This is a genomic window from Methylomonas sp. 2BW1-5-20 (assembly GCF_052474515.1).
Window position 1 is genome coordinate 3845666 of record NZ_CP184127.1, and the last position, 17113, is coordinate 3862778.

Consider the following 17113-nt stretch of genomic DNA (forward strand, 5'->3'; position numbering starts at 1 on the left):
AAACCCGGAAGTTAAGCTAGGCTTAATGTCTAATGGGAGAAAGTTTAAAAGTTTTACCGCGTTTTCGTTATGACATCCCGTAGCTAGGAGTTAACAATGAGCACCTTGAAAGTTAGGACCCGTTTGGGCCTGGGGTTTGGCGGAGTACTGCTGCTGTTGGCAATTATCTCCGGCATAAGTATCTATGGCATGAACAATCTTTTGGCCAATATCGATAACATGGTCAACGACAAATTTCCGAAAACGGTTTGGGCCAATAATGTCATCGATAACATTAATATCATTGCCCGATCCATGCGCAACACGCTGATTGTAAAAGATAAAGCCACCATAGAAAAGGAATTGGGCCGCATCCGGGATGCTCGTAAGGTTATCAAGGAAAACCTGGACAAACTCGACCAGACTATCAGCAGCGTCGAAGGCAAAGCCGCGCTAAGCAAAGTCATGGAAGCCCGCACGCCTTACATTGCCGCGCAAGACCAATTTATCAAACTGGCCGACGAAGGGAAGCAGCAAGAAGCCGCGGAATTTCTGCTGACTGAAGTCCGCAAACTACAAACCACTTATCTAAATTCGGTAACTGCGTTGATTGCATTTCAAACCGTACTTATGGAAAAATCCGGGGTGGAGGCCAAACAAACCGTTAAGCAAAGCGTGAACCTAATTGCCCTGTTGGCGGTTATATCAGTCATTATCGGTAGCATGGCCGGATATCTGATAACCCGCGGTTTGATGAAGCAGCTTGGCGGCGAACCAGGATATGCCGCCGATGCGGTGAAAACCATGTCGGCCGGCGATCTTGCCGTCGCTATCGAACTGCGGGACGGCGACCAATCCAGCTTGCTATATGATTTAAAAACCATGCGCGATCAACTGAGCGACGTGGTCAGGCAAGTGTTGGGAAATGCCGATGTATTGAGCTCGGCGTCCAAAGAAGTCAGCGCCACTGCCCAATCGATCAGCCAAGCTACTACCCAGCAAGCCGCCAGTGTCGACGAGACTACCAGCTCCATCGAACAGCTTAGCGCTTCGGTTCAGCACAACGCCGAAAACGCCCATATTACGGAACAGATGGCAGGCAAATCAGCGAGCGAAGCCAAGCAAGGCGGCGAAGCGGTGATCGAAACCGTCAAGGCCATGAAACATATCGCCAAAAAAATCGGTTTGATCGAAGACATCGCCTACAAAACCAATCTATTGTCCTTAAATGCCGCCATCGAAGCCGCCTCGGCCGGCGAACACGGCAAAGGTTTCGCGGTAGTCGCCGCGGAAGTGCGCAAACTGGCGGAAAGCAGCCGCACCACGGCCGAAGAAATCAACACACTGGCATCCAATAGCGTGGCAATTGCCGAGAAAGCGGGAGGACTAATCAGCAATGTGTTACCCGATATCGTTAAAACCGCTGAGTTAGTGCAGAAGATCAATACCGCTTCCGCCGAACAGTCCGCCGGCATCAATCAGATCAACCAAGCGATGCGGCAGCTAGACAAAGTAACCCAACAAAACGCGGCAGCTTCCGAAGAGATGGCGGCCACGGCGGAAGAACTAAACGGCCAAGCCGAACAACTACAAGATATAGTCGGCTTTTTCAAGTTGGCGGACGGCTGAAGAGTCGGGCATACTAGCGACAGACTAGCTGCCGACATATCTTAGACGACGCTATAAACTTCCATAAACCGCGTTGCCAAAACAGCCGATGCCCAACAGACCGAAAATCCTCAAACAGACCGTCCTCGCCCAAACGCGCCAGTTCTGTATTGAAGCGCTGGATTTGGAGTTCAGCAATGGCGAGCGTCGTCAATATGAACGCTTGGCTCGCAATTCGGCCAATGGCGCAGTGCTGATCGTGCCGATGCTGGACCCCGACACGGTGCTGCTGGTTAGGGAATATGCCGCCGGCATCCATCGCTACGAATTGGGTTTACCGAAAGGCAAACTCGATGCCGGCGAAAATATGCTGGACGCCGCGAACCGGGAATTGAAAGAGGAAATCGGTTACGGCGCGGTCAAATTACGCCATCTGCATCGGGTATCGCTGGCACCGGCTTATTTGGAACACACCATAGACATCATTCTGGCCGAAGACCTCTATCCGGAAAAATTGGTCGGCGACGAACCGGAAGAATTGCAAGTGGTACCTTGGCCGCTGAAACGCATCGATACCTTGCTGGCCAGCGGCGAGTGCAGCGAAGCCCGCTCGATTGCCGCGCTGTACTTGGCTTTGGAGCATTTAAATAATCGTACCTAGCTAATAGCGCGACGCCGCTAAGTCGATACTTACCGGCTTTGAGTGTTAGATTTTATATAAAGGCTCCAAACCGTCGTCAGCTGCCCCGGTATTCGCCAGCGCCGCCGGATTATCGGTAAACGCTTGCCATAGATTCTGACCTTGCCAATCCTGGTTCTGACCGGAATACAACAGACGGTTCAATGCCAGAATTTCGGCATGCAAAGCCGGCGAGCAATGGCCCGCCAGCGCGGCCAGACTGTCCACCGCAAACTCGGCTTTCCCCCATTGCAACAAAGCCTGCTTGGCCGCTTGCGGCTTATTTTCCCAGCAAGCGCGTTTTAATGCCTTCTCCACCGCGTTTTCCGCCAACAATCCGCTGTTTTTGGCCGAACTAGGCTTGACTGAAGGACGGCGGTACAACAATACACCGGTCAACAACCAGCCCAGCGCCAACATTGCCGAAACTGCCTGCCAAAAACGGGTATCGGCATCGGACGTGACCGTGATTGGCGAAGCGAGGCCGACTTCGCTTGCCGGTGCCGGCGGCGCGATGGCGGCTTGTGGCGTCGCCGCCTGCGCCGATTCGCCGCTAGCCAACGCAGTAATCTTTACACTGGGTAAGCGGGCAGTTTCGACTTTCTGGGTTTTGGTATTAAACCAGGCAACTTCCAATGCAGGTAGCGTGTATTCGCCGGGCTTGGATGGGATGAAGGCGATTTTTTCCTCGCGTACCGCCGTCAGGCCGTCGCTTTGCTTATCTTCTTTTAGCAAGGGTTGATCGGGATAGGTTTTAATGCCGTCGATAGCCGTTTTACCCAATAGCTCGGGTAATTGCCCGACTGTCGAACCTTTGGCAGTCAGCGTCAACGTCCGCGTCAACGGCTCGCCGACTTTGACTTGCAGGCCGGCCCCGGACCACGTTTCGTTAAGTTGCAGGGATTCCGCGCTCAGCCAATTCGGGCTCTTGAAACTGGACGGCACCGCCTGCACGGTTAAAGTAAGCGCTTTCGAAGCGACCCGGCGATTTTCCGTGTCGGGCCGGTTGAAGAAGCCGTTGAAGCGCGGTTGGCGTTGGCTACTAATGTATTCGGCGTTCAGAATCAACGGCGCAATGGTAAACACGCCGCTTTGCTGCGGAAAAATCGCATACTTGCGTTCGGTCACCCAATAATCCACACCCTTGATCTGGGTAGCATAAGTGCTGTCCTCGCCCAGTTTTTCCACCAGGGCGTCCTTAATTTCCGGCTCGCTGAGACTGGCCTGAGTAATCTGCACCTTGCGGAATAATTTTAGCGTATACAACACCTGCGACTGCACGTAGGGATGGTCCGGCGTCGCCGCCACCTCCAGAAATATCTCGTCCTGGCTTTGCGGAGTCGCGGCGTTTTCGGTTACCTTCACCGTCAACGGCTTGCTGCTGTCCGCACCGAAAGCGATAGGCGGAATCAATAATTCGCCCGCCTGCTTGGCCATCACATTGACTACCCATTGCTCGTTACGGCTGCTTTTACCGTTCACCCACGACGAACTGCTGCTGCGCTGCTGATTGACGATTTCGAAATTTTCCCGCAACGGCGCGAAATCGGGGTTGCCGTCCGGTTCTTCGCTGGCACTAAAGGTGATCTGAAACGATTCGTTGATGCCGACCGGATTGTGATCGACTGCAACTTGTATCTCCGCCGCCAGGATCCCGGCCGTCGGCAGCATTAACAGACTGAACAAGATTTGCGCGTAAAAATATCTATGCATAAAGTTGATCATTTACTTCATCGAAAAAGGTTTATGAATATCATGCCTATCGTCGAACCAGCCGTATAACACCGGCAATACCACCAGTGTCAGCAGGGTCGAACTGATCAAACCGCCGATTACCACGATAGCCAAGGGTTTTTGCACCTCGGAACCGGGACCGATCGCAAACAAAAACGGCACCAAACCCAGCAAGGCTACGGTCGCGGTCATCATCACCGGACGGAAGCGTTGTTCGCAGCCGCGGCGTATTGCATACGCCAGACTCAGGCCGCTTTCGCGCTGCGAACGGATATACGATACCAGTACCACGCCGTTCAGCACCGCAATGCCCCACAAAGCGATAAACCCCACCGAGGCCGGCACCGACAGATACTCGCCGCTGAGAAACAAGGTGATGATGCCGCCTATCGACGCAAACGGCAGCACCAAAATGATCAAGGCAGCGAAGCGCAGCGATTTAAACAGCATAAACAGCAAGAAGAAAATCGCCGCGATCGTAACCGGGATAATCATCTGCAAATGGCCCAAGGCCCGCTCCATATTCTGAAATTGGCCACCCCATTGCAGATAATAGCCTTCCGGCAGCGTCACCTTATCCGCCACGGCTTTTTGCAATTCGGCAACGAAGCCGCCCAAATCCCGATCGCGGACGTTGATACCCACCACAATACGGCGCTTGCCCATCTCGCGGTTGATCAAGGCCGGACCGTCGTTCAACGTAATCTTGGTAACGTCGCCCAAAGGCACACGTGCGCCATTCGCGGACGTCAGCATCAACGCATCGATTGCGCCGATATTATTCCGAAATTGCTCGGGTAGACGCACCGCCGCCGAAAAGCGCCGCTCGCCCTGATAAATCTCGGTAGCCACCTTGCCGGCTATCGCGGTTTCGATCACATCGTGAATGTCCGCGGCATTCAAGCCGTGACGGGCGATGGCTTGTCTATCCACCGTGATGTTCAAATATTGCTGGCCGGTCAGACGTTCGACACGAATATCGCGGGCACCGCTGACGGCGTTTGCCACACCCGCTATCGTGTCCGCCAGCCGTTTCAGCTCGGCCAGATCGTCGCCGAACACTTTTACCGCCACGTCGGAACGCACACCGGTAACCATTTCGTCCACCCGGTCCGAAATCGGTTGCGCCATCACCACCTGCATGCCTGGTAGGTTTTCGGTCAGTTTGGCACTCATCGCGTCGGCAATATCGTCCTGAGTCCAACCTTTCGGCCATTCTTCCCGCGGTTTCAATGTGACGATAGGCGTGGATTCGTTTTGCGCTTGCGGATCGGCCGGGCTTTCGCCGCGCCCCACGCCGCTGACCACGGTTTTGACGCCGGGAATTTCCATCACCATCTTCATCGCCTGCATTTCCACGTTAATGCTTTCCTCCAGGGAAATATTCGGCATCCGGTTAATACCCGGCACGATGGACCCTTCCCTCATTTCCGGGATAAACGAAGTACCCAGCAGCGGCAACAATGCCACGGTGGCAACAAATACCGCCACCGCCCCGCCGACCACTTTCAGCCTATTGGCCATGGCCCAGTCCAGTATGCGCAGATAAATCCGTTTGATGAAGGCGATTAGCCGAGTGTCGTGTTCGCCGTCATGCCCCTCCAGCAGAAACGCGCACAGGACCGGCGACAACGTCAGCGACACCACCAGCGAAATCAGCAAGGCAATCGCGATGGTATACGCCAGCGGTGCGAACATCTTGCCTTCCATGCCTTGCAAGGTCATCAGCGGCAAAAATACCAGCACGATGATACCGACGCCGAACAGCACCGGTGTCGCCACTTCCTGCGCGGCGGTCTGTACCACCCGCACCCGGCTGGTGGCGCGACCCTTACGCTCGCCCAGCAGCCGGAACGCGTTTTCCACCACCACCACCGAGCCGTCCACCATCAAGCCGATTGCGATGGCCAAACCACCCAGTGACATCAGATTGGCGGACAGGCCTAACTGATTCATCGCGATAAAAGTGACCAGCGGCGTGACGATCAAGGTACTGACCACGATCAAACTGGAACGCACATCGCCTAGAAACAGGAACAACACGATGACCACCAGCACGATACCTTCCAGCAATACCTTGGTTACCGTGTGCAAGGCCGCATCGACCAGATCGCTACGATCATAATAGGAGACGATCTTCAAATCGTTGGGCAGCATGCCCTTGACATTGATTTCCGCGACCCGCTGTTTGATCCGGTCCACCACTTCCTTCGCATTGCCGCCACGCAACATCATGACGATGCCGCCCACGGATTCGGTATAACCGTCCTTAATCACCGCCCCGGCCCGCACTTCGTGGCCGATTTCGATTTCCGCGACATCATGCATATGCACCGGCACGGCGTTTTCTTCTTTCAAGACGATATTGCCTATATCGTTGACATCGTTAATCAAACCGACGCCGCGAATCAGATATTGCTCGGCATAATGCGGCAGCACGCCGCCGCCGCTATTGGCGTTATTGCGGGCCAGCGCCTCGAACACTTCGCTCAAGGAAATCCGGTAATGATGCAGGCGGTTGGGATCCACCAACACCTGATACTGTTTGACGTAACCGCCCTGAGAATTGATTTCGGCGACACCGGGAATGCCGCGCAGCAAGGGTCTGACCACCCAGTCCTGCGCTTCGCGGCGCTGTTGCAATTCTTCCTGGCTCAAGGCCTTCCGGCCATCGTCGTCGCGCTCCAGCGTATATTGATAGACTTCGCCCAAACCGGTGGAAACCGGACCCAATACCGGATTCACACCGTCCGGCATTTGCTGTTTGACCTCGATCAGCCGCTCCATCACCAATTGCCTGGCGAAATAGACCTCGGTACTGTCGGTGAAAATCAGCGTGATCAGCGACAAGCCGTTTTTATTCATCGAGCGCATTTCTTCCAGTCCGGGCAGGCCGGCCATCGCGATTTCCAGCGGCACTGTAACCAGACGCTCAACTTCGTCCGGCGAGCGGCCACTTGCTTCGGTGGCGATTTGCACCTGAATATTGGTCACGTCCGGAAAGGCATCCACCGACAAATCCCGCACCGCGCGGGCACCCAACAAGGTAAGCGCCACCGCCAGGACCGCCACCAGAATACGTTGCTGCAGGGCGGCCTCTATCAATCCGTTGATCATTGCTTACTCCAAAGTGCCGCGCAAACGCTCGTTATTCAAATGAAAAGCCCCATTCACCACAATCTGCTCGCCGGCTTTCAAGCCTTCCAGCAGCGGCCGTTTTTGCGCTTCCTCGCTACCCAAGCGTACCGGCCGCAATTCGAACCGTGCCGGACCGGTTTGTACGAACACATAATCCTTGTCGTTGTCGCGTACCACCGCCTGACTGGGTACTACAAGCGTTTGCGAGCCCGGTTTGCTGATTTTCAGAGTAGCCAGCATTTGCGGTTTAAACAGCCGCTGCGGATTGGCCAGCTCCATTCGCACTGTCACGGTACGGGTATCGGCATCGACCAGATCGGCCACGTAAATCAGCTTGCCGCTGACTTCCTGACCCGGCAGAGCCGGCACCTCGGCCAACACTTTGTCGCCTTGCCGCGCCCAATGCGCTTGTTGTTCGGGAATTTCCGCGACCAGCCACAGCCGCGATAAATCCGCCACCGTGTACAAACTGTCGGCGGGTTGCACTACCTGGCCGATGGCGACGTTACGCTCAATCACCACGCCGTCGATGCTGGCGGTGACCGGCGAGAAGGAATGGATGCTGCGCTGCGTATCCAGGCGTTTCAAATCCGCTTCGCTCATGCCCATCACCCGCAAGCGGTCGCTGGCGGCGCGCAAATCGACTTCCGCTTCCGTCAATACGCCTTGGCGTTCCTGCAATTCGGCTTCGGCAATCACACCGCTTTCCAACAGGCGTTCGGCACGTTTTACGGTAATGCGCCGCAAATTAACCTGCGACGTAGCCTTTAAGTAATCCGATTGCGCCTGGCTCAATTCGGTACTATTCAATAAGGCCAGACGTTCGCCTTTCTTCACGTTTTGGCCAAGCATGGCATTGATTTCGGTAATCCGCCCGGTCACCGAGGCGCCGATGCGGGCGACCTTGTGCTGATCCAATTCCACCCTAGCCGATAAATTCAACGACTCGCTGACTTCACTGGGTTTGACCTCCGCGATGCTCAGTAACTTCAACAAAGCGGGGGAAGCATCGAGAACCGGTTTTAAATCCGCGCCGACGGCCGGCAGCGCAAAACACAGTAATAGCAGCGCTTCCGGCAACAGTGTGGGGCGGGACGTAATCTGGTCCTTAGGTTTCATGATGGTTCCTGTAAATAAACGATATTTATAAAACTATGGGTAAGGAGGGCCATAACCCCTGACATAAGCGCCGATGCTACACCGACTGCTCAACCAACCTCGGACTGATCAAAACCTTATCGATGCGAGTCCCGTCTATATCGACGATTTCAAAACGCCAGTCGCCAAATTCGAAGGCATCGGTTACCTGCGGGATTTTTTCCAGATAAAACAGGATGAAGCCGCCAACCGTGTGGTAGTCGTTCTCGGCCTCGCCGGGTAAATTAACCGCCATGCCGATCACCGACTTCATGCGTTGAATCGACAAACCGCCATCCACCAACCACGAGCCATCGGCCCGCTGCACCACATCGATATCCAGATTGGTGCGGCTAGGCAAATGCCCGACGATGGCTTTCAACACATCGCTCAGTGTTACCAGGCCCTCAATATCGCCGTATTCGTCGACGATCAACGCCAGATCGGCCCGTTTTTCCTGGAAATACTCCAGCAACTGGCTCAGTGTCATCGATTCCAACACATACAGCGGCGCATGCAGAATAGACACGATATCCAATGCTTCACCGGCCATAGCCGGCTTCAATAGATCCCGGCGATGCAATATTCCTACCACATTTTCCAGACCGCTTCGACAGACCACCGCTCTGGAATACGGACAATCGGCGATTTTGGCGCGCTGCGCCGTTTCATCGTCATTCAGATCCACCGCAAAAATCTGCTGCCTTGCAGTCATTACCGCACCGAGTCGCTGCTCGTCGAGTTGCAAAACGTTACCAACCAGATGACTCTCGCTGGCGTGAAATACGCCGGATTCGGCGCCGATCTCCATCAATAACTTAATTTCTTCGTTGGTAACGCTGGTTTGCGGCGGTTGATGCGCACCGAAAATGCGCAACAACAGCGTGCTGGAGGAAGACAACAGCCAGACCAGAGGACTGGCAATCAGAGACAGTGCGTTCATCGGCCGGGCAATCACCACGGCAATCGGCTCCGGACGCAACAAGGCCAGACGCTTCGGCACCAGTTCGCCGACCACCACGGAAAAATAGGTGATTAACACCACCGTCGCTATCAGCGCGATAGTTTCGGCATGGGGTGCCAACAACGGAAAACTCGCCAATTGCCGGCGTAATGGCTCGGTCAAGGCGGCTTCGCCCAACGCCCCGCTGAGAATACCCACCGAGGTTATGCCCACCTGCACCGTGGACAGGAAGCGCGAAGGATCTTTGTGTAATTTAAGTGCCGCGCGGGCGCCCGCGCGTTTTTCGGCCGCCAGTTTTTGCAACCGCGCCAGCCCGGAAGACACCAGCGACATTTCCGACATCGCAAACACGCCGTTTATCAGGACCAAAATCAGTATCAGACCAATATCCATGCGCTAATTGTCTCGGTTACAGTGGAATTGCTTATCGCGAAATCCCGACGACGGCAAACGTATCGGCCGCGCGCCCTTGCATCGCTTACCAGTCCGGTCCGGACTGGCCCGACCGGTTGCGTTGGCCGTATTGATACTTGAATTTGCGCTTTAACAAACCGGTCGGCTCATCGGGTATGCGTTTTAATAATTGTTCGTTAGCCCGCTCGGTTTCGTTTTTTTCGGTCTCCGCCTCGGCTTTTGCTTGTTCGGCCCGCTCCTGTTCCGGCCTAGAGGGCTTAGGCTGATCCGCGGGTTTGGCATCGGCCTCGGCCTGCTGTTTATCCTCGGCCGATTTTTTCTGTTCGGCATCCTGTTTGGCTTGCGATTGCCGGTTTTCTTCCTGTTTTTGGTTTTGCTGTTTGTCGGCATCCGACTGGCCGGATTGCTGATCTTGCTGGGGCTTTTGCTGCTCGGACGACTCTTGCTTTTCCGGTTGCGGATTATCCTGCGGCTTTTGTTGTTCCTGTTCTTTCAGTTTCTTCTCGACAAGGTCCTTGTTGTACTGGGCATCCTGATGCTTTGGGTCGAGTTTTAACGCCTGTTGATAGGCTTGCAAAGCCTCTTGCAACTGACCGGCCTGGGCCAGCGCATTACCGCGATTGTAATGGCCTTCCGCTGTCTGGGTGTTTTTTAAGGTTTCGGCGGCTTCTTGATATTGTCCGGCCTTGTATTGCGCAGCGGCGCGCCAGTCCGGATTGCCGAACTGCTCGGCGGCTTGTTGATATTGTTGTTGCTCGAAAGCCTGCTTGGCGCGTTGATCGGGCGTTTGCCATAGGCTTTGCCAATCCAGCGCGTAGCTATTCTTCGGCAACGGCAATAAACACAGCAATGCCAATAACAGACCTTTTCTAAATTGCAAAGCCGCCCACGGCAACACCAACAGTAACAACCAAGGGCCTTTTTCATCCCATTGTTGCAACAACAGATTACTATCCAAACTTTTGCTGTCGGCATCGGCGCTATTGAACAAGCGCCCGAGGTTCTCGACATCCTCGTCGCCGGCCGTCACCGCTTGATAAATACCCCGGCCGCGCTGAGCCAGCATCGACAACGCGGCTTCTTCCAGTTTCGCTACGACGATGGTGCCATTGCGATCTTTCAGAAATCCGCCGCCCTGTATTTGAATCGGCGCGCCTTCGGCCGTGCCTACCGCCAGTACGGAAACCCGGTAGTCGCCCACCCACTGCTCGGCCTGTTCCGCCACACCGGCATCAACGCCATCGGTGACCAGCAATATATGGCCCTTGACCAGCCCGGCTTGCCGTAGCAACTCCGTGGCCTTGTTCAGCGCGATGCCGGTATTGCTGCCGGGACTGGGCATGATGTCGGTAGTCAATGCCGTCAACTGGCTATCGATGGTAGCGATATCGTTGGTCAGCGGCGTCACGGTGAAGGCATCGCCACCGTAGACCAACAACGCCGTCTGACCATCCTTGCGTTGCTTCAGCAAATCGGCGATTTTGTAGCGGGCCTTGCCGATACGGCAGGGTTTGATGTCGGCGGCATCCATGGATTTAGACAAATCCAACGCGATCACTAAAGCCGCATCGTTCCTAAACGCCGGGCCGGGCAAACGCTGCCAGGTCGGACCGGCCAGCGCGATTATGGTCAACAGCACGGCAAGGCCGGCGCCGAGCAAATGGCCACGCGATTGCGGCGACGGTTTGTCCTGCAAAATAAAAGGCAGCAATTCGGCATCGCAAATCTCGCTCCAGTTGCCGCGCCCTTGCCGATGACGGACCAGCAACAGCAAAAACAAGGCTGCTGGCAATAAAGCCAGCAACCACCAGGGCCGCAGAAAGTGAAAATCGGCAAGACTCATGACCACCTCAATCTGGTCAGCGTTAACCATCCCGTCAATAACAATGCCAAACCGAGTGGCCAGAAAAACAATTCGCTACGCGGCCGGAAATATTGTTTGTCTTTTTCCACCGGTTCCAATTGATCCAGCATCCGGTAAATCCGTTCCAGTTCTTCGGTATTGCGGGCGCGAAAATAATGGCCGCCGGTAGTGTCGGCAATCGCGGTCAGGGTTTTTTCGTCCAGATCGGCGGAGGGGTTGACCCGGCGCGTACCGAACAAACTGCGCACCAACACTTCGTCGGCGCCGATGCCTATCGTGTAGATTTTCAGCTTATGTTCCGCAGCCAGTTCGGCGGCTTTCAACGGCATCAGTTCACCGGCGGTATTGGCGCCATCAGTCAATAAAATCAATACCCGGCTGGCATCCTTTTGCTCTTGCAGGCGTTTGATCGATAAGCCGATCGCATCGCCGATCGAGGTTTTCGGCTCATCCTCGGTGATGCCGATAAACGCTTCGTTAAGCAGAATTTGCACGGTCTTGCGATCAAAGGTCAACGGCACATGCAGATACGCCTGCGTACCGAACAGGATCAAACCCAGCCTATCGCCGATCCGGCGCTGAATAAAATCGCCCGCCACGTGTTTGATCGCGGTTAATCGGTCCACGCGTTCCTTACCAAGGATAAAGTCGTCTTCCTGCATACTGCCGGATACGTCCACCGCCAGCATCAGGTCGCGGCCGCTGACCGCTTGCTCCAAAGGTTCCCCTAGCCACTGCGGGCGCGCCGCGGCCAACACCAGACACAGCCAGGCTACGCCTGCCAGCCACAAGGGCCAGCGTCGGTCGCTACTGACAACCCGAGTTTCGCTGGGACCGAAATCGTCCAGAAACGGTACTTTCAATGCGGCTTGTTGCGCAACGGCTCGCTCCGGCAGCCACCAACGCAACAGTAGAGGTAACGGCAAAAACCATAGCAACCAGGGCCACTGTAATTCAATCATCGTTGTTTCGCCTGCTGTTTCAACCAGCGCTCGCATAGTTCGAACAAGGCCGCCAGCTCGGTTTCGGCCGGCGGCGTTTGCCGATAGTGGCCGTCGGCCAGGCAACGGCCGGGCCCCCGACTAAACGGCTCATCGGCCAATGACCGGTCCAAATATGCCAACCAAGCCTCGCCGCGCAAGCTGGCGACATCGCCGCGCGGCGCTGTGCTGATCGCCACCCGTCGCAGTAATGCCGATACCGCCACCAGGGTTTGTCTGACATCGGCCCCGCTATCCCGGCGAATACCGGACAACAGTTTGGCGGCCGTTTTTACCGCGGTCTGGCGGCGAATGCGTTTGTAGAAATACCGCAGCGCCACTATCGATAGCGGCAACAGCACCGCCAATAACCACCACCCCGGCGCCGGCGGCCAAAAACTGACCGGGCTGGGCAAATGTATATCTTTTAAAGGCAAGGGTTCCATACTGAGTATTTACAACGCTTATAAAGCGGGGAGTTGGGTATACAAAATCAGTTGGTCGTCGATTTGTTGTTGGATGGCCGCTAATTCCGCGAAGCCGGCCTGCGCGGTTTCCCGATAGCCGGCCTCGTGGCGCAGTAGCAATTCCCCGGCCAGCACATGCAATTGACGCTGCAACTCTTGGACATGTTCCAGCCAGTCCTGCGCATAAAGCCTGTCTTGTTGCGCCTGCTTTAGCCAGCGTCCCAAATGCGTGCGACGCGGATCCATGATGGGCCAGTTTTTTCCGCCGTCCTGCGCCCCGGCAAACAGGCAGGCCTTCACCCGCCGCAGCCACTGCCGCGTGTCGAAGCGGCGGATTGCTATCGCAATTTGTTCCGCCGACAGTTCGGCTTCCGCGTAAAACTGCCAATCGCTAAACGGTTGGTAAGCGATGACCCAGTCGGCAATGGCCGCGGCCGGCATCGGCCGGGCAATCGCGTAGCCTTGCAGTAGATGACAACCCAGTAACAACAATACGATACCTTGCTCCTGGCTTTCCACGCCCTCCGCCACCACTTCCCGGCTAAAGGCCTGACTCAGATCGATCACACTTTCGATAATGGCGTAATCGTCGGGATCGTCCAGCATATCCCGCACAAAAGTCTGATCGATTTTCACGGTGTCCACGGACAAATGCCGCAAATGGGTCAGGGACGAATATCCGGTGCCGAAGTCGTCCAATGCCACGCTGATACCGAGCTGCTCCCGGCAACTTTTGATAATCCGATTGACTGCCGACAAGTCGTCCAGCGCGGTGCTTTCCAGAATTTCCAATTGCAGATAACCGGCATCCATTTCCGGATAACTGCGCAGTACGCTTTCAATATAGGCACCGATACCAGACCACAGCAGATGATAGGAAGAGATATTGACGCTGACTTCCAGCAGTAAGCCCTTAGCATGCCAGCCCGCCAACTGCTCGCAGGCTTGGGCGATAACCCAATTGCCGATGCGAATTTCCAGATCGGTAGAAGCGATCACCGGCAGAAACTCCAGCGGCGGCACCATGCCGCGCTGGGGATGCTGCCAACGAATCAAGGCTTCCACACCGCTAACCCGGCCGGCTTTAATATCGACCTTGGGTTGGAAATACAGACGCAGTTCATTGTTCAAAAACGCCGCTTCGATATCCCGCAACTGCTGGTGGCGATGAATGATCTGCTGGTCGCGGTTGGCGTCGAACAACTGACAACGATTCTTGCCCGCCAATTTGGCCTGATACATGGCGTGGTCGGCATGCCGCAATAAGGCGTCGGCGTCGGCGTCGTCCAGCGGATAGACGGTAAAACCGCTACTGGCGCCGACCGCAATCGGCTGATCGCCTATTAAGTACGGCTGGGCAATCGCCCGATGAATACGCATGATGGCTTGTTCGCATTGCTCTATCGAATCCACGTCGCCCAGCAATAGGGCAAATTCGTCGCCGCCATGCCGGGAAACGCTGTCTTCTTCGCGAATGACGTTTTTGATGCGCTCGGCCACTTCCACCAATACCCGGTCGCCGACATCGTGACCGAATTGATCGTTGACCGGCTTGAAGCCGTCCAGATCCAGAAAACAGATCGCCAACATCGATTTTTCGCGCTTACAATGCGCTATGGCCTGATTCAGACGATCGGCGAATAAAATCCGGTTCGGCAAGCGCGTGAGCGGATCGTAATGGGCGAACAACTCCAATAGCTGTTGCTGCTGTTTGGCTTGCGTGACATCGGAGAATAGCCCGACATAGTGGGTAACGTTACCGTCGGTATCGCACAGCGCGGAAACCGTCAGCCATTCCGCATACAACTCGCCGTCTTTTTTCCGGTTCCACAACTCGCCTTGCCAATGCTGTGCCTCGCGCAAGGCCTGCCACATATCCCGGTAAAAATCCGGACCGTATTTGCCGGATTGCAAGATCCTTGGATTACGGCCGATCACTTCTTCGCGGCTATAGCCGGTAATGTCGCAAAAGGTCGGATTCACGTCGATGATGGTCGCGGCGGCATCGGTGATCAAAATACCTTCGTGCGCTTCGCTGAATACCCGCGCGGCCAGTTTCAGATGCTCTTCCGCCTGCTTGCGTTCGGTAATGTCGCGGGTCAGGCCCAATAAGGCGGTGATATTGCCTTCGGCATCGCGCATCGGCACCGCATGGGTATCGAACCAACGTTGGCGGCCCCTCAGACCGACAATCTCAAACTCCAGGGTTCCGGAGGCACCGGCAAAGACGCGCCGGCTCAATTTTTTGAAGGCCTCGCGATACTTGGGCAACACCAAATCCTCCATGCGTCCTTGTTGCGCTTGCTCCAAGTTATCGGCTTCTATCATGTCCAGGCCGGCACGATTCATTTGCAACAATCGGCCGTCGTGCGCCAGCAGTTTCACGCATTCCGGCTCCGATTCGAGGACGGTGCGCAACTTCAACTCCGACTCCCGGGCGATGTTGGCGGAGACTTCCAGCTCCGCGACGGCGCACTCCAACTCTCGGGTACGTTCGTCCACCAAGGCTTGCACCGATGCGGCCCTGCCGCTGACAGTCAGCAGCAGGATGCTGAGCAAACTGGTGAAGGACAAACCGCCGATTAGAGTAATCCAGGGCAGCGAGGAGCCTTGTTCGATGATGAATCGACTATCGGGTGTAATCGTAATCTGCCAATTACGATCGACAAAAGTAAATTGGCGTTGCCATTTCCGCAGCTCGTAGTTCTTGGCTATCGGATTCAGCAGCGGTTTATTAAACAGCAAGGATGGTCCGTCCACCGCACCAAGATCCTGGATAAGGATACCCAGGCTGTCGACGTTAAGCCCCTTGGTGACGATTTCGACCATGCGAACCGGCAGAATCACCGCCGACACAAAGCCTTTTAAGGCTGCGGGATTGGTATTGAGAGCATTTTTATAAACCGGAATCGACACCAAAATACCAGGCTGTAAATCCTGGCGCTGCATCAGCATCAGGCCCTGCGACGCGCTGGGTTTACCGCTAAGACGCGCTATCTCCTTGGATTGCCGGCTTAACGGATTGGAAATTGAGTCCAGACCGAACGCTTTTTCATTACCGGTCATCGGCTCCACAAACATCACGGGATAATATTCCGGCCGCGATGTCACGGATACAGCCGCGCCGTTGACACCGGGTTCGGTGACACGAAAGCCGGTAAAACCTTCGGCGCGGACTTTAGTTTCAAAGGCCGGCAAATCGTCATGGCTGATACGCGGCAGCCATTCCAGAGCCTGTATTTCCGGATGACGTTGCAATATCCCCTGCGAAAATACCGTAAATTCCGCCCTGTCCACGTCGCTGGACGCCAGAAATACATCGCGCAAACTCAGGGTACTGTCGATCACGTTCGCGGCATACTCTACCAATAAGCGGTCTATTTCACTGGCCCGGCTGTCGAAGGCTTGCTGAATGCGCGCGCGTTCGGCCTGAAAAACCTGCAGAAACACCAAGATCAAAGCCATCAATATGCCCAACAACGGCAAGGCCACACTCAGGCGGCGGGTTTGCCAGAGTTCGAACGGGCGGCCGAAATAGCAAAACAGCAGAGGCGCAACAATCATGACCCCCAAACTGTCGCCTATCCACCAATTGCGCCATGCCGTCCAAAGTTGCGAGACAGGCATCAACTTCATCAGGCTTAATGCGCAGATACCGACACTGGGCGCTATCAAGCAAGCCAGCGGTCCGGTCAATACTAAAAATCGCAAAATCAAACCGGGACTATCCAGCCTGGGTAAGCCGGGCTGCAGGTATTTTTTCGACAATGCCACGGCCGTCAATACCTGCAGCGTGCTGCCGGCGCCGATGATGAAAGCGGAAAGCGCGCCGCCGGCCGTCAATTGTCCGGAAAAATCGGCTGCCGCCACGAAATTACTCAGCGTGGCGCCCAGCCAGATACCCGGCCAAAATTTTCGCCCGCCTATCAGTAACGCCGCCAGCGCAATACCGGCCGGCGGCCAAAGCGGGCTGGCGTATCCGGGCGGAATCACCATTTTTAAGCCGCACCACCCCCCCGCAAACATCGCCAGAGTTAACAAGCTAATCCGCAACAAAAACGCCGGCAGGCTGACAAATCCTATTTCGCCTGACCCAGGCAAACAGTGAGCGTTACCGCTAGCGGGAGATTTGATATAAGACATGGGGCG

The 17113-nt window shown here is 55.4% G+C and carries 10 protein-coding genes; 2 read left to right on the plus strand and 8 right to left on the minus strand.

Going from position 1 to position 17113, the window contains the following annotated elements; all coding sequences use genetic code 11:
- The first annotated feature begins 96 nt into the window (after nucleotides 1-96).
- Nucleotides 97-1608, plus strand: a complete 1512-nt coding sequence (locus ACH50O_RS17730; RefSeq protein ID WP_446809076.1) for a methyl-accepting chemotaxis protein — start codon at nucleotides 97-99, stop codon at nucleotides 1606-1608.
- A gap of 88 nt (nucleotides 1609-1696) precedes the next feature.
- Complete coding sequence (nudE, locus tag ACH50O_RS17735; protein ID WP_446809077.1) at nucleotides 1697-2248, plus strand: ADP compounds hydrolase NudE; 552 nt, start codon at nucleotides 1697-1699, stop codon at nucleotides 2246-2248.
- Nucleotides 2249-2293: 45 nt separating this feature from the next.
- Here the strand turns inward: nudE and ACH50O_RS17740 are convergent, their stop codons facing one another.
- From ACH50O_RS17740 to ACH50O_RS17775, 8 genes are all read right to left on the minus strand, one after another.
- Complete coding sequence (locus ACH50O_RS17740; RefSeq protein WP_446809078.1) at nucleotides 2294-3979, minus strand: BatD family protein; 1686 nt, start codon at nucleotides 3977-3979, stop codon at nucleotides 2294-2296.
- 12 nt (nucleotides 3980-3991) lie between these two features.
- A complete protein-coding gene (locus tag ACH50O_RS17745; protein WP_446809079.1) occupies nucleotides 3992-7117 on the minus strand; it encodes an efflux RND transporter permease subunit in 3126 nt (1041 codons plus the stop codon).
- A gap of 3 nt (nucleotides 7118-7120) precedes the next feature.
- Nucleotides 7121-8257 carry an efflux RND transporter periplasmic adaptor subunit gene (locus ACH50O_RS17750; RefSeq protein ID WP_446809080.1) on the minus strand — a complete coding sequence of 379 codons (1137 nt, stop codon included), beginning with the start codon at nucleotides 8255-8257 and terminating at the stop codon, nucleotides 7121-7123.
- A gap of 76 nt (nucleotides 8258-8333) precedes the next feature.
- Complete coding sequence (locus ACH50O_RS17755) at nucleotides 8334-9632, minus strand: hemolysin family protein (protein ID WP_446809081.1); 1299 nt, start codon at nucleotides 9630-9632, stop codon at nucleotides 8334-8336.
- Between the two features lie 85 nt (nucleotides 9633-9717).
- Nucleotides 9718-11496, minus strand: a complete 1779-nt coding sequence (locus ACH50O_RS17760) for a vWA domain-containing protein (RefSeq protein WP_446809082.1) — start codon at nucleotides 11494-11496, stop codon at nucleotides 9718-9720.
- On the minus strand, nucleotides 11493-12479 hold the full coding sequence (locus ACH50O_RS17765; RefSeq protein WP_446809083.1) for a vWA domain-containing protein: 987 nt from the start codon (nucleotides 12477-12479) through the stop codon (nucleotides 11493-11495). Before ACH50O_RS17765 ends, ACH50O_RS17760 begins: the two co-directional genes overlap by 4 nt.
- On the minus strand, nucleotides 12476-12943 hold the full coding sequence (locus ACH50O_RS17770; protein ID WP_446809084.1) for a DUF4381 domain-containing protein: 468 nt from the start codon (nucleotides 12941-12943) through the stop codon (nucleotides 12476-12478). Before ACH50O_RS17770 ends, ACH50O_RS17765 begins: the two co-directional genes overlap by 4 nt.
- Nucleotides 12944-12961: 18 nt before the next feature.
- On the minus strand, nucleotides 12962-17107 hold the full coding sequence (locus ACH50O_RS17775; protein ID WP_446809085.1) for an EAL domain-containing protein: 4146 nt from the start codon (nucleotides 17105-17107) through the stop codon (nucleotides 12962-12964).
- Nucleotides 17108-17113: the final 6 nt, after the last annotated feature.

Coding starts and splice junctions, on each gene's coding strand:
- ACH50O_RS17760 (WP_446809082.1), bottom strand. CDS start 11,496: ATGAGTCTTGCCGATTTTCACTTTCTGCGGCCCTGGTGGTTGCTGGCT.
- ACH50O_RS17755 (WP_446809081.1), bottom strand. CDS start 9,632: ATGGATATTGGTCTGATACTGATTTTGGTCCTGATAAACGGCGTGTTT.
- ACH50O_RS17740 (WP_446809078.1), bottom strand. CDS start 3,979: ATGCATAGATATTTTTACGCGCAAATCTTGTTCAGTCTGTTAATGCTG.
- ACH50O_RS17745 (WP_446809079.1), bottom strand. CDS start 7,117: ATGATCAACGGATTGATAGAGGCCGCCCTGCAGCAACGTATTCTGGTG.
- ACH50O_RS17765 (WP_446809083.1), bottom strand. CDS start 12,479: ATGATTGAATTACAGTGGCCCTGGTTGCTATGGTTTTTGCCGTTACCT.
- ACH50O_RS17750 (WP_446809080.1), bottom strand. CDS start 8,257: ATGAAACCTAAGGACCAGATTACGTCCCGCCCCACACTGTTGCCGGAA.
- nudE (WP_446809077.1), top strand. CDS start 1,697: ATGCCCAACAGACCGAAAATCCTCAAACAGACCGTCCTCGCCCAAACG.
- ACH50O_RS17770 (WP_446809084.1), bottom strand. CDS start 12,943: ATGGAACCCTTGCCTTTAAAAGATATACATTTGCCCAGCCCGGTCAGT.
- ACH50O_RS17730 (WP_446809076.1), top strand. CDS start 97: ATGAGCACCTTGAAAGTTAGGACCCGTTTGGGCCTGGGGTTTGGCGGA.
- ACH50O_RS17775 (WP_446809085.1), bottom strand. CDS start 17,107: ATGTCTTATATCAAATCTCCCGCTAGCGGTAACGCTCACTGTTTGCCT.